Genomic DNA, 16,327 nt, shown 5'->3' with positions numbered 1-16,327 from the left:
TCATCGCCGTACGCAATGAGATCTGGCCCGGAGCCGCCGAGGTGAGCGCCATGCTGAGGCGGAGGTCGGGCGGTGCTCGGCTGACCTGGGTCCAACATGTCCCGTCGGCTGGGCGTCTGTGGAAGAAGCGAGCGGCAGTCGTCCTGGAATGTCCGCCTCGGGCGGGCGTGCCGCAGGCGCATTCGCGCACCGGAACCGGAATGCTCGGACACCAGAGCCGCGGGATACGCGTACGTACCGGGATTCGCTATGACCCGCGGGGGTACGCGACGGACTCGACGGGCGAAGGGACGAAAGTGGAAATGGCAGCGGTAGAGGGCCGAGGGCCACGCGTCGGTTTCTGTGCGGCTGCCCCCGAGCGGCCATGCTCCGCCGCCTGGCCACACGGTGATGGTTGGTGAACGGCTTCGTAGCCGCGCTGTCCCTGCTGGGCGTGGTCGCGCTTGCCGTCGCCGGAGTTTACGGGGCGGGCTGGACGCTTCGGGTCTCCTCGGAGCCTCTGGCAGCCGCGCCGTTCGGGTCAGGGCTGGAGCCGGCCGAGCATGCGGTCAGCCGCTTCCATGTGCGCTGGTACACGGTCACGATGCTCTTCCTCGCCTTCGACATGGAGATGGTCTTCATGTATCCGTGGACGCTGATCATCTCGGCCATGGGACCCAGCGCGGTCATCGAGATGTTCGTCTTCCTGGCCATCCTGCTCGCCGGAGTCACTTATGCCTGGAGGGAGGGGGCCCTGCGATGGACTTGACCGGCACGATGCTGCATGCGGCAGCCGCCCGACCCCGCGTCCTGGTGGTCAGCATGCCGGGCGGAGCGGCCGTGCGGCTGGCCGCCGAGCGGCAGCTGAGGCTTCGGGACTGGCCACCGGCCACAACCCCGGCGCAAGCTGATCTGCTGCTCGTCGCCGGGCCCCTCTGCCCGTACCTGAACCCGGCACTGGAACGGCTCTGGCAGAACCTTCCCGCCCCACGCGCCCGCGCACATGTACGCACCGCCGACGAAGTACTGGCCGCCCTTGACGCCGTCCGTGCCCGCCTGGCCTCGACGGCAGCACAGCGCGATCAGGAAACCCCGGCCGAGACAGACAGCCGCCCGCGGCACGATCGCCGCCATGAGCAGAGCGCGGAACAAGACGGTACAGGGGGCCACACCTCCCAGGAGAAGGCCGCCCGAGACGGCGAGCACGGAGAAGAGTCCGTTCCGGACCGGGGCAACGGCAGGTACATCGGCTCAGGTAGCGACCACTCCTCTCGGAAGCGGCACCACGGCAGCCACGGCAGAGAAGAGAAGAAAGGCGACGGCGGTGATGCCCACGAAGACCACCAGGGCCACGGCGGTCACGGCGGGATAGAGATGCCGGGCGGGTTGCCGATGGCAGGGCAGGGCGAGGACCGTGACGGTTTGACGCTCGACCGGTTGCATGTGCCGCTGGGACCGTTGTTGTCCGACTGGCCCGCCGGGCTGACGCTCCGTCTCGTCCTGCAAGGTGATGTCGTTCAGGCGGCCGACCTCGACGAGGAGCCCCTTTTCGCCTCGCGGCCTGTCGAGTCGTTCTGGGTGCAGCCGTGGCTGCGGTCTGCGGCCGGTGAAGCGGTTGGTTCGGGGGAGGCGGTGCGGCGGCGGGCGGCGGCTCGTCTGGACAGTCTGGGGCGGTTGTTGATGGTGGCGGGCTGGCCTGCGGAGGCGATGAAGGCCCACCGGCTGCGTGATGACCTGCTCGATGGTGCCCCTGCTGCCGCGCTCGCTTCCCGGCTGGAACGCCTGGCTCGACGGGTCGGCCGGTCACGAACCCTGTTCTGGCTGACCCGCGGCTTGGGCGTGGTGACCGCGCGGGACGCGCGGGCAGCCGGGGTGAGCGGTCCCGCGGCCCGGGCCGATGGGGATGTGGCAGCTCGCTACCGGCGGTGGCTGACCGACATCCGCCATGACGTGGCACGGTTGGACGATTCTTCGGCGCTGGATCCGGCGGAGGAGAGCCCGCGGGGCCGGTGGGACGCGCGGCAGCCGCCGTCGGCTGCCCTGGTCGCCCTGCTGCCTCACCTACTGGACGGAACCGAATTGGCCGCGGCGCGCCTGATCGTGGCGAGTCTCGATCCGGACATGGACGAACTCGCGGCCCACTCAAGCGAGGGGGCGGCCCGTGGTTGAGGCAGGGGCGTGGTGGACGCTGCTGGCCGCCCCGGCTCTGCTGCTGGGTCTCGCTGTGTTGGCCGTGACGACTGACGCGGCCCTGACCGCCCGGGACGCCGGGCGGCCGGTCACCGTTTCCGCCGCGATGCGGCCGCTGCTCGCGGTGCCGCGGGCACTGGTGGCGCAGCCCCGGCGGATGCCGGCTCCGGACCGGGTGCTGTGGCGGGCCGGTGTGGTGAGCGTGCCGGTGGCTGCCGTGCTGTCGACGCTGGTCATCCCGTTCGGGAACGTGGCGGTCGCCGACCTGTCGGTGGGATTGGTGTGGTTCAACGCCATGGAGGTGCTGACCTGGGCCGGTCTGTGGCTGGCCGGGTGGGGTCCGAACGCGGCGTTCTCCCTGGTCGGCGGCTACCGTTTCCTCGCCCAGGGCTTGGCTTACGAGCTTCCGCTGATGTTCGCGCTGATCTCAACCGCGACCGGCGCGCAGTCCCTGCGGGTCGGGGACATCGCCGCGGCACAGGACGGCCTGTGGTACGCGGTGTGGATGCCCGTCGCCTTCGTCGTCTACCTGGCAGGCGTCCTCGCCTTCAGCTTCCTGGGGCCGTTCGCCTACCCGGTCGGCCAGGACATCGCGGGCGGCGTGCTGAGCGAGACCTCCGGGGTCGACCGGCTGATGTTGCAGGCCGGGCGGTGGCTGTGGCTGGCTGCCGGCGCGGCGATGGCGGTGCCCCTGTTCCTGGGCGGGGGCGCGGGGCCGGTCCTGCCCGCCTGGGCATGGTCGCTGATCAAGACTCTGCTGGTGCTGGCCGTCCTGGTCGCCGCGGTGCGGCGCCTGCCGGTGATCCGGGCCGACCGGTACGTGGAGTTCGCCTGGGTCGTGCTCATCCCGCTGACGATCGTGCAGACCCTCGTCCCGGCCCTGGTCGGCCTCAATCGATAGAAAGGAAGGCCCGCCCGATGGGAACGACGGCCGCTGTGCTGCTGTGGGCGCTGGGCGTGCTGGCCCTGGTCGGCGGCGTCCTGGTGTTCACACTGAACTCGATGGCTCGGGTCACGTTCGCGCTGTTGGGATCCCTGGTGTGCGTCGGTGGCGTGGTGACCGTGCTGGGATTGCCCTACCTCGGGGTGGTCATCCTGCTGATGATGGTCATGGAGATGGTCATCATGGCTGTTTTCATGATCGCGTACATGATGAATCCGGCCGGTCTGATGCCGATGTCGATGCTCCATAACAAGCGCGGGGCGCTGGCCGTCAGCGGTGTGGTTTTCGCCGTGCTGACGACGGCGGTCTTCGTGGTTCCCTGGCCCGACCGTCCGCGGGTACGGCCGGTGGATACCACCGTCCAGGTGGGCATGTCGTTGATGGGTGATCAGATGCTGACGATGGTCACGCTCGGGTTCGTCCTGCTGGCGACGATGGTCGGCGCGACCGTGCTGGCCACCCACCGCGGCCGCTACGACCGGTTCGGTGACGACCTCGATCAGCGGCCCGCCCACGATCCGGCCGGCGGAGGGGTGGGTCGGTGACCTTCGAACTGCTCCTGGTCCTTGCCGCGGGCCTGTTCTCGATCGGTCTGTTCGGCGCGCTGTCCCAGCAGTCCATCGTCATGATCATGATGGGGATCGAGCTGATGATCGGCGGGATCATCGTCGCCGCCGCCGACTTCTGGCACTTCCTCGCCCCCACGGGCAGCGGGCAGGTGGTGATCGTGGCTGCCGTGGTGGCGATGGCGGTGGAGATGGCGATGGGGTTCACCGTCACCACTGCGATCTACCGAGCCCGGCAGGTCGACATGACCGATATGGCGCAGGATCTGAAGGGGTGATCGCGCTGATCTGGCTGCTGATCGCCCTGCCCCTGGCAGCGGGAGCCGTCCTCGCGGTGACCGGGACACGCCTGAACCGGCAGGCGCCCGCCCTCGGGGTGCTGGTCTCTGTGGTGACGCTGGGCCTCGCTGTCGCTGCCGCGTCGACCCGGCCGTCGGCGAGCGTGCCGCTGTTCGCGGGCATCCAGGCCGGGTTGGCGGTGGACGGACTGTCCGCGGTCATGGTGATCACCGTCGCCGCGGTCACCACCGCCGTCCTGATCTTCTCCGCCGGGGAGTTCGGTGAGGATGAGAACCGCGGACGGTTCTTCGGCCTGATGCTGCTGTTCTCCGGCTCCATGCTGGTCACCGTCACAGCGACGACGTTGCCGCTGCTGCTGATGTCCTGGGAGCTGATGGGCGCGACGAGCTGGGCACTGATCGGCTACTGGTGGCGCGACCCGGAACGGGCACGCGCGGCGGACACCGCCTTCCTCACCACCCGCACCGCGGACCTGGGCCTGTACCTGGCGGCCGGTGCTGCCATGGCCGGTGGCGCCGCGACCTTGAGCCTCAATGCCCTACCGCACACCGGGTCTCCTTGGCTGCACCTGGTCACCGCCGGAATCGTGGCCGCCGCGCTGGGCAAGTCTGCGCAACTGCCCTTCTCCTTCTGGCTGTCACGCGCCATGCAGGGCCCCAGTCCGGTGTCCGCGCTGTTGCACTCGGCGACCATGGTCGCCGCCGGCGCCTACCTGCTGCTGCGCCTGCACCCGCTGCTGGCCGCCACCTCGTGGGCGGGGCCGGTTGTCGCCTGGACCGGAGCGGTGACCGCCCTGCTTCTCGGAGTGGTGGCCGTGGCCCAACGCGACCTCAAACAATTGCTCGCCGCGTCGACCGCCTCTCAGATCGGCTTCATGGTGCTGGCCGCTGGCAGTGGCGGTGTGGCCGGCGGTACCTTTCAGCTCGTCGCGCACGCCGCCGCCAAGTCCGGCCTGTTCCTCGCGGCCGGGGCCTGGCTGACCGCACTGGGCACCAAGCAGCTTCCTTCCCTGCGCGGGGCAGCGCGCACCCATCGTCTGGTCGGCGCCTGCTTCACCGTCGGGGCGCTCACGCTGGCCGGGCTGCCGCCGCTTTCGCTGTGGTGGGCCAAGGACGATGTCCTCGCCTCCGCCCGCGCCGAGAGCGCCGGCCTGTACCTGGTCGGGCTCGCTGCGGCCGCCGTCGCCGCCGTCTACAGCGTCAAGGCCCTGTGGTACGTCACCCGCCCGGTCCCCGAGGACCCTCAGGCCGGTTACGACACTGAGCGGCCTGGTACCCGGCGCGTCCCCGCTGCCTCAGCTGCTCCGCTGCTCGTCCTGGCAAGCGCGGCGGCCGTCCTGGGCGTTCTCGCCCTGCCGGGACCGGCCGAGTGGCTGCGCGGCCTGCTCGGCGTTCCCGGCGAACCTTCACCCAAGGTGTGGGAGCTGGGACTGTCCGCCGCCGTCGCCCTCGCGGCCGCCGGGATGTCCTGGTGGCGGCCCTTCCGTCCACGCACTCTCGTGCCACCGGCTGTGGTGCGGTGGACCGACGGCTGGCTCCAGTTGGAACGTGCCGCCCATGCTGTCGTCGTCAGGCCGGTCTTGGCGATGGCCCGCGCCCTGGCGGTCTTCGACGACCGGGTCGTGGACGGCGTCGTACGGCAGGTGGCCCGTGGCGGACTCGCCCTCGCCCACCAGGCGCGCCGCGTGGACGACTCCGGTATCGACACCGCCGTCGAAGCCGTCGGCCGTGGTGGCCTGACCGCTGCTCGGCAAGCCCGCCGTCTGGACGACGGAGGCATCGACGCCGCCGTCAATGCCGTCGCCTCGGGTACCCGGAGTCTGGGGCGGTGGGCGCGCCGCCCGCAGACCGGGCTGTTGCACCAGTACTACGCCCAAGCCGCCGTCGGCTTCTGCGTGCTCGTCCTGATCGTGCTGTTGGTGAGGTAATCCCCTGTGCTGAGTGATGTGACGTTCCTGCCGCTGCTGGTGTCTGTGGCGCTGATGCTGCTGCCCGGCAGGTTCCCCGAGCGGGCGTACCTGTGGGTGTGGATCACCACCGCCGCCGTCGATCTCGCTCTGGTCATCGCGCTGTGGGCGGGGTTCGACTCCCAGGGCGGGGTGCAGTACGAGCAGCGGGTCCGATGGATTCCCGGCGCGGGAGTGAGCTATCACGTCGGCGTCGACGGTCTTTCCCTGCCACTGCTCGCTCTGACCTGCGTACTGTTCCTCGCCGTCGCGGTGTACTCGCTGCGCGAGTCGAGCCGCGTTCGCCCGTACGTGTGCCTGTTCCTCTTCCTGCAGACGGCGAGTCTCGGACTGTTCGTCGCCCTCGATCTGATCCTGTTCTTCGTCTTCTTCGACCTTTCCATCGTCGGCATGTTCTTCGTCATCGCCGGCTGGGGCCACGGCGAGCGCGCCCGGGCGGCGGCGCTGAAGTTCTTCCTCTACACCTTCATCGGCTCGCTCGCCCTGCTGCTCGGCTTCATCGGCCTCTACCTGGCCGCCGACCCGCACACCTTCGACATCGTCGACCTCACCCGTACCAACCCGCTCGCAGGGCACGGTGTGTACGCGTCCCTGGTGCTGCTGGCGATCGGCGTGGGACTGGCCGTCAAGACCCCGGCCGTTCCCTTCCACACATGGCTGCCGCCCGCCCACACCGAGGCCCCCGCCGCCGGATCGGCGATCCTGGCGGCGGTGCTGCTGAAGATGGGCACCTACGGTTTCGTCCGCATCGCGATGCCGCTGCTGCCCGGCAGTTGGCGCCACTACGGCTTGGCCATCGTGATCGTCGGCGTCGTCTCCGTCGTCTACGGAGCACTGGTCGCGCTCGCGCAGACCGACTTCAAACGCATGATCGCCTACACCTCGGTCAACCACATGGGCTACATCATCCTGGCCGTCGGCGCGGCCGGGGCCCTGGCAGGCACCGACGCCCAGGCCCGCTCCCTGGCCGTCACCGGCGCGGTCACCCAGATGGTCAGCCACGGCCTGATCACCGGCGCCCTGTTCCTGCTCGCCGGCGTCCTGTACGACCGCGGACAGACCTACGAAATCGACGCCTACTCCGGCCTTGCCGCCCATGCGCCCCGCTTCGCGGCCGCCACCGGCGTCGCCGCATTCGCCAGCCTCGGCATTCCAGGCTTCTCCGGGTTCATCGCCGAGTTCCAGATCTTCACCGGCTCCCTTGCCTCCCAGGCCGTCGCCACCGGGATCGCCGTGACCGGCATCCTCATCACCGCTGCCCTGTTCCTCCGCGCGCTGCGCGCCATGCTTCTCGGCGCCCCACGCCTGCCCCAGTCAGTGCACACCACCGGCTTCGGCGACCTGAAGGGCAGGGAAGCGGTCTCCAGCATCGCGCTGCTGGCCCTGGCACTGGTGATCGGCATCGCGCCGCGCTGGCTGCTTGATGTCATCGAGCCCGCCAGCCGTACCGTGACCGGCCTGGTGGCGCGGTGAACGAGAATCTCGCCGCCCTGATCCCCGAACTCGCTCTGCTCGGCGCCGCCGTGATCGGCCTGCTGGCAGGTTCCTGGCTGCCGCGCCGCCGCCAATGGGTCGTCGCCGTCCTTGCCACCGCGGCTTGCACCGCCGGCCTGGTCGCCACGAGCATCACCATGGCCACCGGCCGCGAACAGACCGTCTTCTCGAACGCCTTCGCCGTCGACACCGCCACCAACGCCGGCCGCCTCACCGTTCTGGGGGCGCTGCTGCTGGTGATCACCATGTCGGTGGAGACTGTACGAGGCCACAAACGCGAAACCGAGTACTGGGTCCTGCTCCTGCTGGCCGGCGCGGGCACCCTCGCCCTCCTCGGCGCGAACGACCTGCTGATGCTGTTCGCCGCCTACCTCCTCGCCAGCATCCCCGCCTATGCCCTGGTCGCCTTCGCCAAAGACGACTCCGGCACCGAAGCAGCCCTGAAGTACTACCTCATGGGCGCCCTCCTCGGCACCACCATGCTCGCCGGGATCGCCCTGTTCTACGGCGCAGGCCAGTCCACCCTCTATCGCGAACTGCGCCACGCACTGCCCGAGGCTCCCTACGGCCTTGTCGCCGTCGCCTTGGTGGCCGTTCTGGCGGGGCTGCTGTTCAAGGCCGGGGCCGTACCCGCCCATTTCTGGGTCCCCGACGTCACCGACGGCGCACCCGCCCCGGTCGCCGCCTACGTCACCACCCTGCCCAAGATCGGCGCACTGATCGCCGGCTACCGCCTGCTCCACCAAGCCCTGCCCGACAGCGACGTCAACTGGCCGCTGCTCCTGGCGGTCCTGGCCGCTGTCACCATGACGCTCGGCAACCTGGCGGCGTTCTTCCAGACCTCCGTCAAACGCCTGCTCGCTTACTCCACCATCAGCCAGGTCGGCTACCTCCTGATGGCCCTCGCCGTGGCCACCCGCACCGACCTCGCTCAACAGAGCCTGCTGTTCTACTTGGCCGCCTACGCCGCAACGAACCTCGGCGCCTTCGCCGTCGTCACCGCACTTCCCACCGCACGTCACCTGGATGACTACCGCTGCCTCGCCCGCCGCCACCCCGGTCTCGCAGCCGTTCTCGTCGTCTGCCTCCTCGGCCTGGTGGGCACTCCGCCCACCGGCGTCTTCCTCGGCAAGCTGGAGATCTTCAGCGCGGCCGTCGACGGTGGCTACACCTGGCTCGCGGTCCTCGCCGTCGCCAACACCGTCGCCTCGCTCTTCTACTACCTGCGCTGGCTGGCTCCCCTCTTCACCAGCACCGAACCGGCACCCGCACCGGCTCAGGCGGTCCCTGGCCGCTGGGCAGCCGCCACCGCCTACACCGCAGGGATCCTCGCTCTCGGACTCGGAATCGCCGGCGGAGCAGTGCTTCCCCTCGGGTACGGAGACCTACTGCCATGACACCCGGCGACAGTGTGCGATAGGGATCGGAAAGCCCTAATCCGTGCCTGCGACACGAGACGTCTGAAAGCTGAATCTGCTTGCATGACGTCGGGGACGAAGCTCCCGGCCCAGGCTTACCGCGCGGGAGCCGCATGGGCAGGGAGCCGCGGTTGCAGGGGGCGATACAAGCTCGCCGTGTGGCCCTTAAGCCAGCGTCGGCATGCGAGGGGAGGCCGACGGCGGATGGGGCTGCACGGGCAGGGGCGGGCGTCGGTGGGCGCCCGCCCCTGCCGAGGTGCGGTCAGTTCTTGCCGAGCAGCTCGTTCATCTGGGTGATCTCGGCTGTCTGGGACGTGATGATCGTGTCTGCCATCTTTTTGGCCGGCTCGTAGGAACCGTCGGCCTTCTCGGTCTCGGCCATCGATACGGCACCTTCGTGGTGCTTGATCATCATCTCCATGAAGGCGGTGTCGAACGCCTTGCCCGAGGAGTCCTTGAGCTTGTCCATGTCCTCGGCCGTCATCATGCCGCTCATGCCGCTGGCGCCATGCTCGGAGTGGTCCATGGCACCTTCCGCGGGCACCTCCTCGCCCCACGAAGTCAGCCAGCCGGACAGTGTCTTGATCTCCGGGTCCTGGGCCTTCTTGATCTGCTCGGCGAGTGCCTTCACCTCAGCCGACTCAGCTCGGGACGGGGCGAGGTCTGCCATCTCGACCGAGTTGCAGCTCAGACAGGTCGGGAGGCGCTCGGCAGCCTTCGGCGGGCCCCGCCGTGCCCGCCACCGGAGTGCAAGCGGCAGGCGCGTCCATCAGGGCGCTGGTCAGTGCGGGCGGCGCATATGCAGTGCCGATCCCGGCCGCCGCGCATGCTCCGTCCGCGTGGTCGAGATGGTTGTTGCTGCCATCTGTGTGGGAACACCCACCGCTCAGGTGCGGTGCGCCGGCCACCTGGGCCATCGCCATCTCGTGCGCGGCATCCGATCGTCCTGCCGGTGTCCCTCGGGCCCAGAGCATGCATGCCGAGCAGGCCGGTCAGCACAGCCATCACGAGCAGCACGAACAGCCGCCCGGCGGGGCGGCGGCTGAATCCTGTGCTGCCGGTCATGCGCCCATCCTATGAGCAGCCGCCCACGAACCGCTTCCTGGCCGGCCGGTTGCTACGACGAGACACCGGGGCGACGGCGTGACGGGCGGTTTGAATCTGCGTACGCGGTGCGCCGCCGCCCGCATCGCAAGCTGCTCGCACCGCCCCTCGCTCCTTACCAGGACGTGGCCAGGCGGGGCGGAGTGCGGCCTTGGCTGACTCGTCCGCAGTGCGAGACCGTTCCGCGGGATGCGTCGCCGATCAGAGAAGCTCTCAGTCGCCGACCTCTCGCGAAGAAGGTCATTGCTGCCCATCTCTGGTTCTCAATGCCGCCAGGACGGTTGCCGTCAGAACGTCGGGGGCCGCGGCGCTGGTGAGCCGTCCCGCCTGGACTTCGCCCGCAGCGGCGTGCATCAGCTGATAGACGACGGTGACCAGCCAGTCCGCCGACAGGTCCCTGCGGATCACGTCTTCCTGCTGACCGCGCAGGATCAGGTCGCGCACGGGGCGGAGGATGCGGTCGTGTCGGCCGCGAATGACATCCGGGGGTAGAGCCGCCGCGGCGGCTGCGAAAGCGGAGAAGTTCCGGTCGAGCACCTGCCAGGACGAGCGCATCAGCCGCGCCAGTGCCTCATCGGCGAGCCCGACGTCACCCGCTTCGGCGTCGAAAGCGTGAACGGCTTGCGCGACGGAGCGCTCCAGTGCTGCCTCCAGGAGGCTCTCGCGTGTGGGGAAGTGGGAGTAGAGCGTCACCCGGCTCACCCCCGCCGCTCGTGCGACGGCCGCCATGCTCGACTGCGGGTCCACCAGCAGGCACTCCACCCCCGCGTCGATGATCGCTGTCGCGTTGCGCTCTGCGTCCGCCCTCCGACGGGGGGAACTCTCGTCCGCCATCGGCACCTCCGTTGAAGTAGTCGTCGCCGTCAAACTTTACAGTGCTGTTCACATTCGGCCGAGCGGCGCGTACCTTATCCCTGACAGCAGTGTAAAGTTTAGGGAGATCCTCCGTGGAACTACCGCACACCACATCGGCGTCACAGCACGTGCACCACCCACACGAGGGGCCGCCGTCGCCTGTTCACCGGCATCGCTGGTGGGTGCTCACCCTGCTCTGCCTCGCACAGTTCATGCTGATCGCTGACGTGACGGTGGTGAACGTCGCCCTGCCCACAATCGGCGCCGAACTCTCCCTCTCCGGCTCCGCGCTGACGTGGATCGTCACCGCGTACACGCTGTTCTTCGGCAGCCTCCTCCTCCTGGGCGGACGCCTCGCGGACACCCTGGGCAAACTCCGCATGTACCTCGTCGGACTGTCCCTCTTCACCGCCGCCTCCCTCGCTTCGGGCCTTGCCGCGAGCGGTCCCGCACTCATCACCGCACGATCCGTCCAAGGAGTCGGGGCGGCCCTTCTCTCCCCGGCCGCGATGGCGCTGGTCACCGTCCTGTTCGACGGCCCCGCCCGGCACAAAGCCCTCGGTCTCTGGGCGGCGATCGGCGGCGCGGGCGCCGCCGCGGGCGTGCTGCTCGGCGGGGTACTGGTGTCCGGACCCGGCTGGGCATGGATCTTCTACATCAACATCCCCGTGGGTCTGTTCGCCCTCGTCGCGGTACCGGCGCTGCTCGGCCGGACGCGCCGCGCGGCCACTCCGGCCCCTTCCCGTAAGCGCCTTGACCCGCTGGGTGCCCTGACCCTGACCACGGCCCCCGCTCTCCTGATCTACGGCCTCGTGGAGTCTCGCGACCGAGGCTTCGACACCGCCCACGTCTGGCTACCCCTGGTTGGCGCGGCTGTCTTCACCGTCGCCTTCTTTGCCGTGGAACGCCGCGTCGCGGTGCCGCTTGTACGCCTGGAAGTTCTCGCCCGGCGCAGCCTGCTCGGCGGCGCGCTGGTGATGCTGGCCGCAAGCGGCCTGCTCATCTCCGCCTTCTTCCTCAACTCCTTCTACGTGCAGCACATTCTCGGCGAGAACGCCCTCACCACCGGACTGGCCTTCCTCCCCGTCGCCGTCGCCGTCACCCTGGGCGCCCACCTCGGCGGAACAACGGTCGGCCGCATCGGCTGGCGACTCGCCGCACTGGCGGGATTCGCCCTGACGGCGCTGGGCGCACTCCTCCTCACCGGCCTCACGGCCGACAGCGGACTGTGGACGGGCCTCACCCCGGGCTTCTCTCTCATGTCCTTCGGCCTCGGCACCACCTTCGTCTGCGCCACCACCGCCGCCATGAACGGCCTCGGCCACCAGGACACCGGTCTGGCGTCCGGCCTTGTCACCACCGCACACGAACTCGGCGCCGCCCTCGGAGTCGCCGTCATCGCGATGGTCGCGGGGGCGAGTCTGGAAGGGGCGGGCGACCTGAGTGGCTACGCAGCCGCCTTCACGACATCCGCCGTCATCGCCGTGGCTGCGGGGATCTCCGGCTGGTTCCTTCTTCCCGCCGGTCGGCCGGACCTCTCGCAGGGCCGCGTTATGGCTCACTAAACCAGCACTAAATCGTCGATCGTCGCTGCACAGCGGATCGGCGCACGATCAGCATTCGCCGGTGGGCTGCACCGAACGCGGCCGACCAGGTGGCGGCGGGCGCGCGAACCCCTCTGGGCGGAAGATCGGGCCTCGCCCTCGCGGAGGACCCGTCCTTTCGATGCGACCTGCGCGGTGTACGCATCCCATCCGTGGGCCTCCGCGGCGTCGCCGAAGCGGTCAAGACCCATGAGGTGGACCTATCCACCCGGCGTTGGGAGTCAGTTGCAGCAGGTTTGGTTGGGTCGTCTGGCCGGAGCGCTGACCATCGGTCGGAGACTCGGCTCGCGCGTACCACCAGTCACTGGTCCGAGTGTCACCCCCACAAGTCCGCACTCCGGATGGATGTTCCATCGGGTCAGCCGGTGAAGTGCCACTTGCGCCCAACGGGAGGGGCGTACGCAGGTCATGGCCTGTTCGAGCAGCTCGACTGAGGCGCGTAGGCGGCGAGAGTGATCTGTGCGATGAACTCCGGGGCCTGTTCCGCGGTCATGGCGCCGCTCCTGACGTCCGCGGCCGTGCCCTTGAGGACGTGGTGGAGGGCGCTGGCCAGCCAGGCGGCGGGAAGGTCGTCACGGAATGCGCCCTGTGCCTGCCCTCGCACGATGAGCTCGCGTACACGCTGTTCGGGTCCAGCGTGCAGTTCATGGATGCGTCCGGGAGGCAGGACCTTCTGAGCGGCCTCCAGCATCGCACCGGACTGCGCGATGAGCAGCCAGCTGGAGTCGATGAGCTCGCGCAACGACTGGGCCGGCTCGCCCGTCAGGTCCAGCTCGGACAGGACCTCCTCGCCGCATTCCAGCAGATGTGCCAGGGCGGCTTCGACGAGACCCTCCCGGGAGGGGAAGTGGCCGTAGAGGGTGACTCGGCCCACTCCCGCGGCCTGCGCGATCTGTACGACGCTCGCGTCGTGGTTGCGGCTGAGGCAGTCGATGGCCGCGTCCAAGATCTTCTCGACGCTGTGCTGCGCGTCGGCGCGACGCGCTCCTGGCCGTGTCGAGCGAGGCATTTCACTCCATAAGTCGAACAGGCTTGTACGAGTTATAGTAGCGTTCATAACTCGTACAAGCCTGTTCGACTTACCTGTAAGGGGGCAGATCGTCGTGAGCGAAGCAGAGATCTCCACCAGTCCCACCCGCACACCGGATCCACGTCGGTGGAAGATTCTTGGCCTGGTCGGCGTCGCGCAGCTGATGCTCATCCTGGACGTCACGGTCGTGGCCATCGCGTTGCCGCACCTGGGAGCGGACCTCGGTCTGGAGCGCGAGGCGCTGACCTGGGTCGTGAGCGGGTACACCCTGGCCTTCGGAGGTCTTCTCCTGCTGGGGGGCCGGGCTGCGGACCTGTTCGGCGCGCGGCGCCTCGTCCTTCTCGGCCTCGTACTGTTCGCCGGCGCCTCCCTGCTGGCGGGTCTTGCGGAATCGGGAGGCATGCTGCTCGCCGGCCGGGTGATCCAGGGCCTCTCCGCGGCCATGCTGTCCCCGGCGGCCCTGTCGTTGGTCGTGACGCTCTTCGAGGGCGAGGAGCGCAACAAGGCCCTGGGGATCTGGTCGTCCCTCGGTGGCAGCGGCGCCGCCCTGGGCGTGCTGCTGGGTGGCCTGCTGACCGCGGGACCAGGCTGGCCGTGGGTGTTCTTCGTCAACGTCCCCGTGGGCTTGGCGCTGGTCGTCGCACTGAGGGCCTACCTGCCGCCACAGCGGCGTGCCACCTCGGGGCGCCTGGATGCCGTGGGCGCGATCCTAGTCACCGCTGCCACCGGCACGCTGACCTATGCGCTGATACGCGCCGGCGACAAGGGGTGGATCACCATGGCGACGGCGGGTCTGGTGGTTGCGGCTCTGCTGCTGTACTGGGCCTTCGCGGCCTGGCAGCGGCGGACGGCGACGCCTCTGATGGACATCCGCCTTCTGACGCGTCGGCCGGTGGCCACGGGCACGCTGCTGATCCTGGTGGCCACAGCTCTGATGATCATGGTGTTCTTCCTCGGCACCTTCTACCTCCAGGACCACCGCGGACACGGGCCGCTGGCAACCGGCCTGTTCTTCCTGCCCGTGGCACTGGCAACCATGATCGGCGCGAACGCCGCCGGCCGCGTCATCGGGCGGACCGGATCCAGGACGCTGGGAGTGGCGGGCCTGCTGGTCGCCGCCGCCGGGATGACTGCTCCCGCCCTGTGGGAGAACACGGCAGCCACGGTTGCGGGTATCGCGGTGGCTGCCGCGGGCACGGGAGTGCTCTTCGTGGTCGCCTCCGCCACTGCGCTGGGCCAGATCGAACCGCACGAGGCGGGCCTTGCTTCGGGCATTCTCAGCACGTTCCACGAGTTTGGCGCATCGCTGGGAGCTGCTGTGGTCTCAAGCATGGCCGCAGCCGGTATCGCCGGAGGTGACGCAGCTGCTTTCGCCCCCGGGTTCGCCGCGGGCGCGGTCGTCGCTGCCGTAGCCGCGCTCCTGACCTTCTTCCTGACCCCGAAGAAGCCTTCCCCGTGACCAGGCACGGCGCTTGAACCGACGGCAACCACGCCCCTGCGGGTCCCTAGGAGAGCCCGCCCGGGCACTCGCTTTCCGCCCCTGCGCGAGCTCTTGCTCCGTCTGCGCCACCCCTCGGTGACCGGTCAGTCCGCAGGCCGGCGGGAGGTCGATAAGGACGCAGGTACGAGTCGGCACTGCGGATCGCCTGGTGATCAGCTCCGACCAAGGCCGTACCTTCTGCCTGCTTGCCGAGCGCCGGAGGCGCATGCGGCCGAACGGCCGGTCGCTGACATCCTGGTGGCCCTCGTATCGGGCAAAGAGACATAGCTGAACAGCTGTTGACGGGCGGGCCTGGGCACCCGGGGCCGCCTGCCGCTCCCCGGAGTGGGCGGTGAGGCCCGGCTCCGTTGCACGACTAGCAGACCGTTCGGTACTCCAAGGCAGTCGTGAACGCGCCGATGGGTGGCACCCCAGGCCGGGTGTGACGCACGTCCTATTTTTGCGCTCGTCTCGGACCCCTCACGGAAGCCGTCGTCTGCTCATCACCTGTGCTGTTGCCGATACGCGTGTCCGGACAGGACCGTCTGTTCGGGCTCCGTTCGAGGCCGGGGCGGCGAATGGACGGCAGCACGAGCGACTAGGATCACGGCATGGTCACGGCTTGGTCCTCTCCCCGTGTGGCACGGGCCCGCTCGTCAGCGGGTCCGCTGCGCATGCTGTGGGTGGCCGTCACGCTGTTCACCTTCGTATACGCGACGGGGTGAGCCAGGAAGCGGTCAGCGCTCACCTGGACGCTAGCGTGACTGCGCCCGCTGTGGACGTGGGCCACGGCCTCGCTGTCGAGGACGGGCCGGCTGATCACCATGGCGGTGGGCATGACGGCTCGTCTCATACGGCTGCGGAGTGCGTACCCGGTCAGCCGCAGCAGGCACCGACTCTGAATGTCCCGAGCCTCTGCGCCCTGGTCGTGGCAGACGCTCCTGCACTGCCGCGACCTACTCCGATCGCGTTCGGTGACGTCGCGGCAGCCAAGCAGTTGCCGAGCACGTCGATAAGAGCCACAGTCCTGCAGATCTAGCACCGGCGATCTTCCCCGGCCCTCCACGCCTTCCCGGACATGACTTCGGGCAGCCCTCTGCGGCTGTGGGCGCGATGAGGCCGGTCGTCGCTGTCTCTCTCCTTGCTCCGACGCGCCGCGTTGTGTCGCGAGGCAGGTTCCTGCGACGTCGCCCCTGCCATGGAACGTCCCGCCCGCCGCTGCGCTGCCCCTGGGGCGCGCGACGGCCGCCTGCGGAGGAACTGTGCCGTCCCCCACCCGTATTCGCCGACGTCCCGTGATCGCACCGGTACAGCAACGGCTCATGGCCCTGCTCCTGAGCGGCTTGCTCCTGAGCATCCTCGGCTGTGCGCTACCGCTCCACGAGCCCAGCGATGCTC

14 protein-coding genes and 1 pseudogene are annotated in these 16,327 nt (G+C 69.3%); 10 read left to right on the top strand and 5 right to left on the bottom strand.

Annotated elements, in window-relative coordinates; translation table 11 throughout:
* The first annotated feature begins 397 nt into the window (after nucleotides 1–397).
* The 8 genes from HED23_RS27520 to HED23_RS27485 are packed head-to-tail and all read left to right on the top strand — an operon-like array spanning nucleotide 398 to nucleotide 8,835.
* Nucleotides 398–748, top strand: coding sequence for an NADH-quinone oxidoreductase subunit A (locus tag HED23_RS27520; protein ID WP_203186066.1), 351 nt, complete (start codon nucleotides 398–400; stop codon nucleotides 746–748).
* Nucleotides 739–2,148: a hypothetical protein gene (locus tag HED23_RS27515; protein WP_203186065.1), complete on the top strand. Its 1,410-nt coding sequence runs from the start codon at nucleotides 739–741 to the stop codon at nucleotides 2,146–2,148. Before HED23_RS27520 ends, HED23_RS27515 begins: the two co-directional genes overlap by 10 nt.
* Entirely contained in the window at nucleotides 2,141–3,070 is a 930-nt protein-coding gene (locus HED23_RS27510) for a complex I subunit 1 family protein (protein ID WP_203186064.1), read from the top strand. The genes HED23_RS27515 and HED23_RS27510 overlap by 8 nt, the downstream gene beginning before the upstream one ends.
* A gap of 17 nt (nucleotides 3,071–3,087) precedes the next feature.
* A complete protein-coding gene (locus tag HED23_RS27505) occupies nucleotides 3,088–3,657 on the top strand; it encodes an NADH-quinone oxidoreductase subunit J (protein ID WP_203186063.1) in 570 nt (189 codons plus the stop codon).
* Complete coding sequence (locus HED23_RS27500; RefSeq protein ID WP_203186062.1) at nucleotides 3,654–3,956, top strand: NADH-quinone oxidoreductase subunit NuoK; 303 nt, start codon at nucleotides 3,654–3,656, stop codon at nucleotides 3,954–3,956. Before HED23_RS27505 ends, HED23_RS27500 begins: the two co-directional genes overlap by 4 nt.
* Complete coding sequence (locus HED23_RS27495) at nucleotides 3,953–5,905, top strand: NADH-quinone oxidoreductase subunit L (RefSeq protein ID WP_203186061.1); 1,953 nt, start codon at nucleotides 3,953–3,955, stop codon at nucleotides 5,903–5,905. Before HED23_RS27500 ends, HED23_RS27495 begins: the two co-directional genes overlap by 4 nt.
* Before the next feature lie 6 nt (nucleotides 5,906–5,911).
* Nucleotides 5,912–7,417: a complex I subunit 4 family protein gene (locus HED23_RS27490; protein ID WP_203186060.1), complete on the top strand. Its 1,506-nt coding sequence runs from the start codon at nucleotides 5,912–5,914 to the stop codon at nucleotides 7,415–7,417.
* On the top strand, nucleotides 7,414–8,835 hold the full coding sequence (locus HED23_RS27485; RefSeq protein ID WP_203186059.1) for an NADH-quinone oxidoreductase subunit N: 1,422 nt from the start codon (nucleotides 7,414–7,416) through the stop codon (nucleotides 8,833–8,835). Before HED23_RS27490 ends, HED23_RS27485 begins: the two co-directional genes overlap by 4 nt.
* A 283-nt stretch (nucleotides 8,836–9,118) precedes the next feature.
* On the opposite strand, the pseudogene HED23_RS27480 reads toward HED23_RS27485, so the two are convergent.
* The 3 genes and pseudogenes from HED23_RS27480 to HED23_RS27475 all read right to left on the bottom strand — a co-directional run.
* A pseudogene (locus tag HED23_RS27480) lies at nucleotides 9,119–9,535 on the bottom strand (DUF305 domain-containing protein); the annotation flags it as partial.
* Nucleotides 9,498–9,773 (bottom strand): DUF6153 family protein, encoded by a 276-nt coding sequence (locus tag HED23_RS35465; RefSeq protein ID WP_338019625.1) that lies wholly within the window; start codon nucleotides 9,771–9,773, stop codon nucleotides 9,498–9,500. The gene HED23_RS35465 and the pseudogene HED23_RS27480, both read right to left, overlap by 38 nt.
* Nucleotides 9,774–10,200: 427 nt before the next feature.
* A complete protein-coding gene (locus tag HED23_RS27475) occupies nucleotides 10,201–10,794 on the bottom strand; it encodes a TetR/AcrR family transcriptional regulator (RefSeq protein WP_203186058.1) in 594 nt (197 codons plus the stop codon).
* Between the two features lie 203 nt (nucleotides 10,795–10,997).
* Here HED23_RS27475 and HED23_RS27470 point away from each other — a divergent pair, with 203 nt between their 5' ends.
* On the top strand, nucleotides 10,998–12,380 hold the full coding sequence (locus tag HED23_RS27470) for an MFS transporter (protein WP_238442120.1): 1,383 nt from the start codon (nucleotides 10,998–11,000) through the stop codon (nucleotides 12,378–12,380).
* 445 nt (nucleotides 12,381–12,825) lie between these two features.
* Here the strand turns inward: HED23_RS27470 and HED23_RS27465 are convergent, their stop codons facing one another.
* Complete coding sequence (locus HED23_RS27465) at nucleotides 12,826–13,428, bottom strand: TetR/AcrR family transcriptional regulator (RefSeq protein ID WP_203186056.1); 603 nt, start codon at nucleotides 13,426–13,428, stop codon at nucleotides 12,826–12,828.
* Between the two features lie 88 nt (nucleotides 13,429–13,516).
* Here HED23_RS27465 and HED23_RS27460 point away from each other — a divergent pair, with 88 nt between their 5' ends.
* Nucleotides 13,517–14,908, top strand: a complete 1,392-nt coding sequence (locus HED23_RS27460) for an MFS transporter (protein ID WP_398354927.1) — start codon at nucleotides 13,517–13,519, stop codon at nucleotides 14,906–14,908.
* 625 nt (nucleotides 14,909–15,533) lie between these two features.
* Here HED23_RS27460 and HED23_RS27455 read toward each other — a convergent pair.
* On the bottom strand, nucleotides 15,534–15,782 hold the full coding sequence (locus HED23_RS27455) for a hypothetical protein (protein ID WP_238442119.1): 249 nt from the start codon (nucleotides 15,780–15,782) through the stop codon (nucleotides 15,534–15,536).
* Nucleotides 15,783–16,327 lie beyond the last annotated feature (545 nt).

The organism is Streptomyces pratensis (genome assembly GCF_016804005.1).
Lineage (GTDB): Bacteria > Actinomycetota > Actinomycetes > Streptomycetales > Streptomycetaceae > Streptomyces > Streptomyces pratensis_A.
This window is presented reverse-complemented; position numbering and strand designations above follow the sequence as displayed.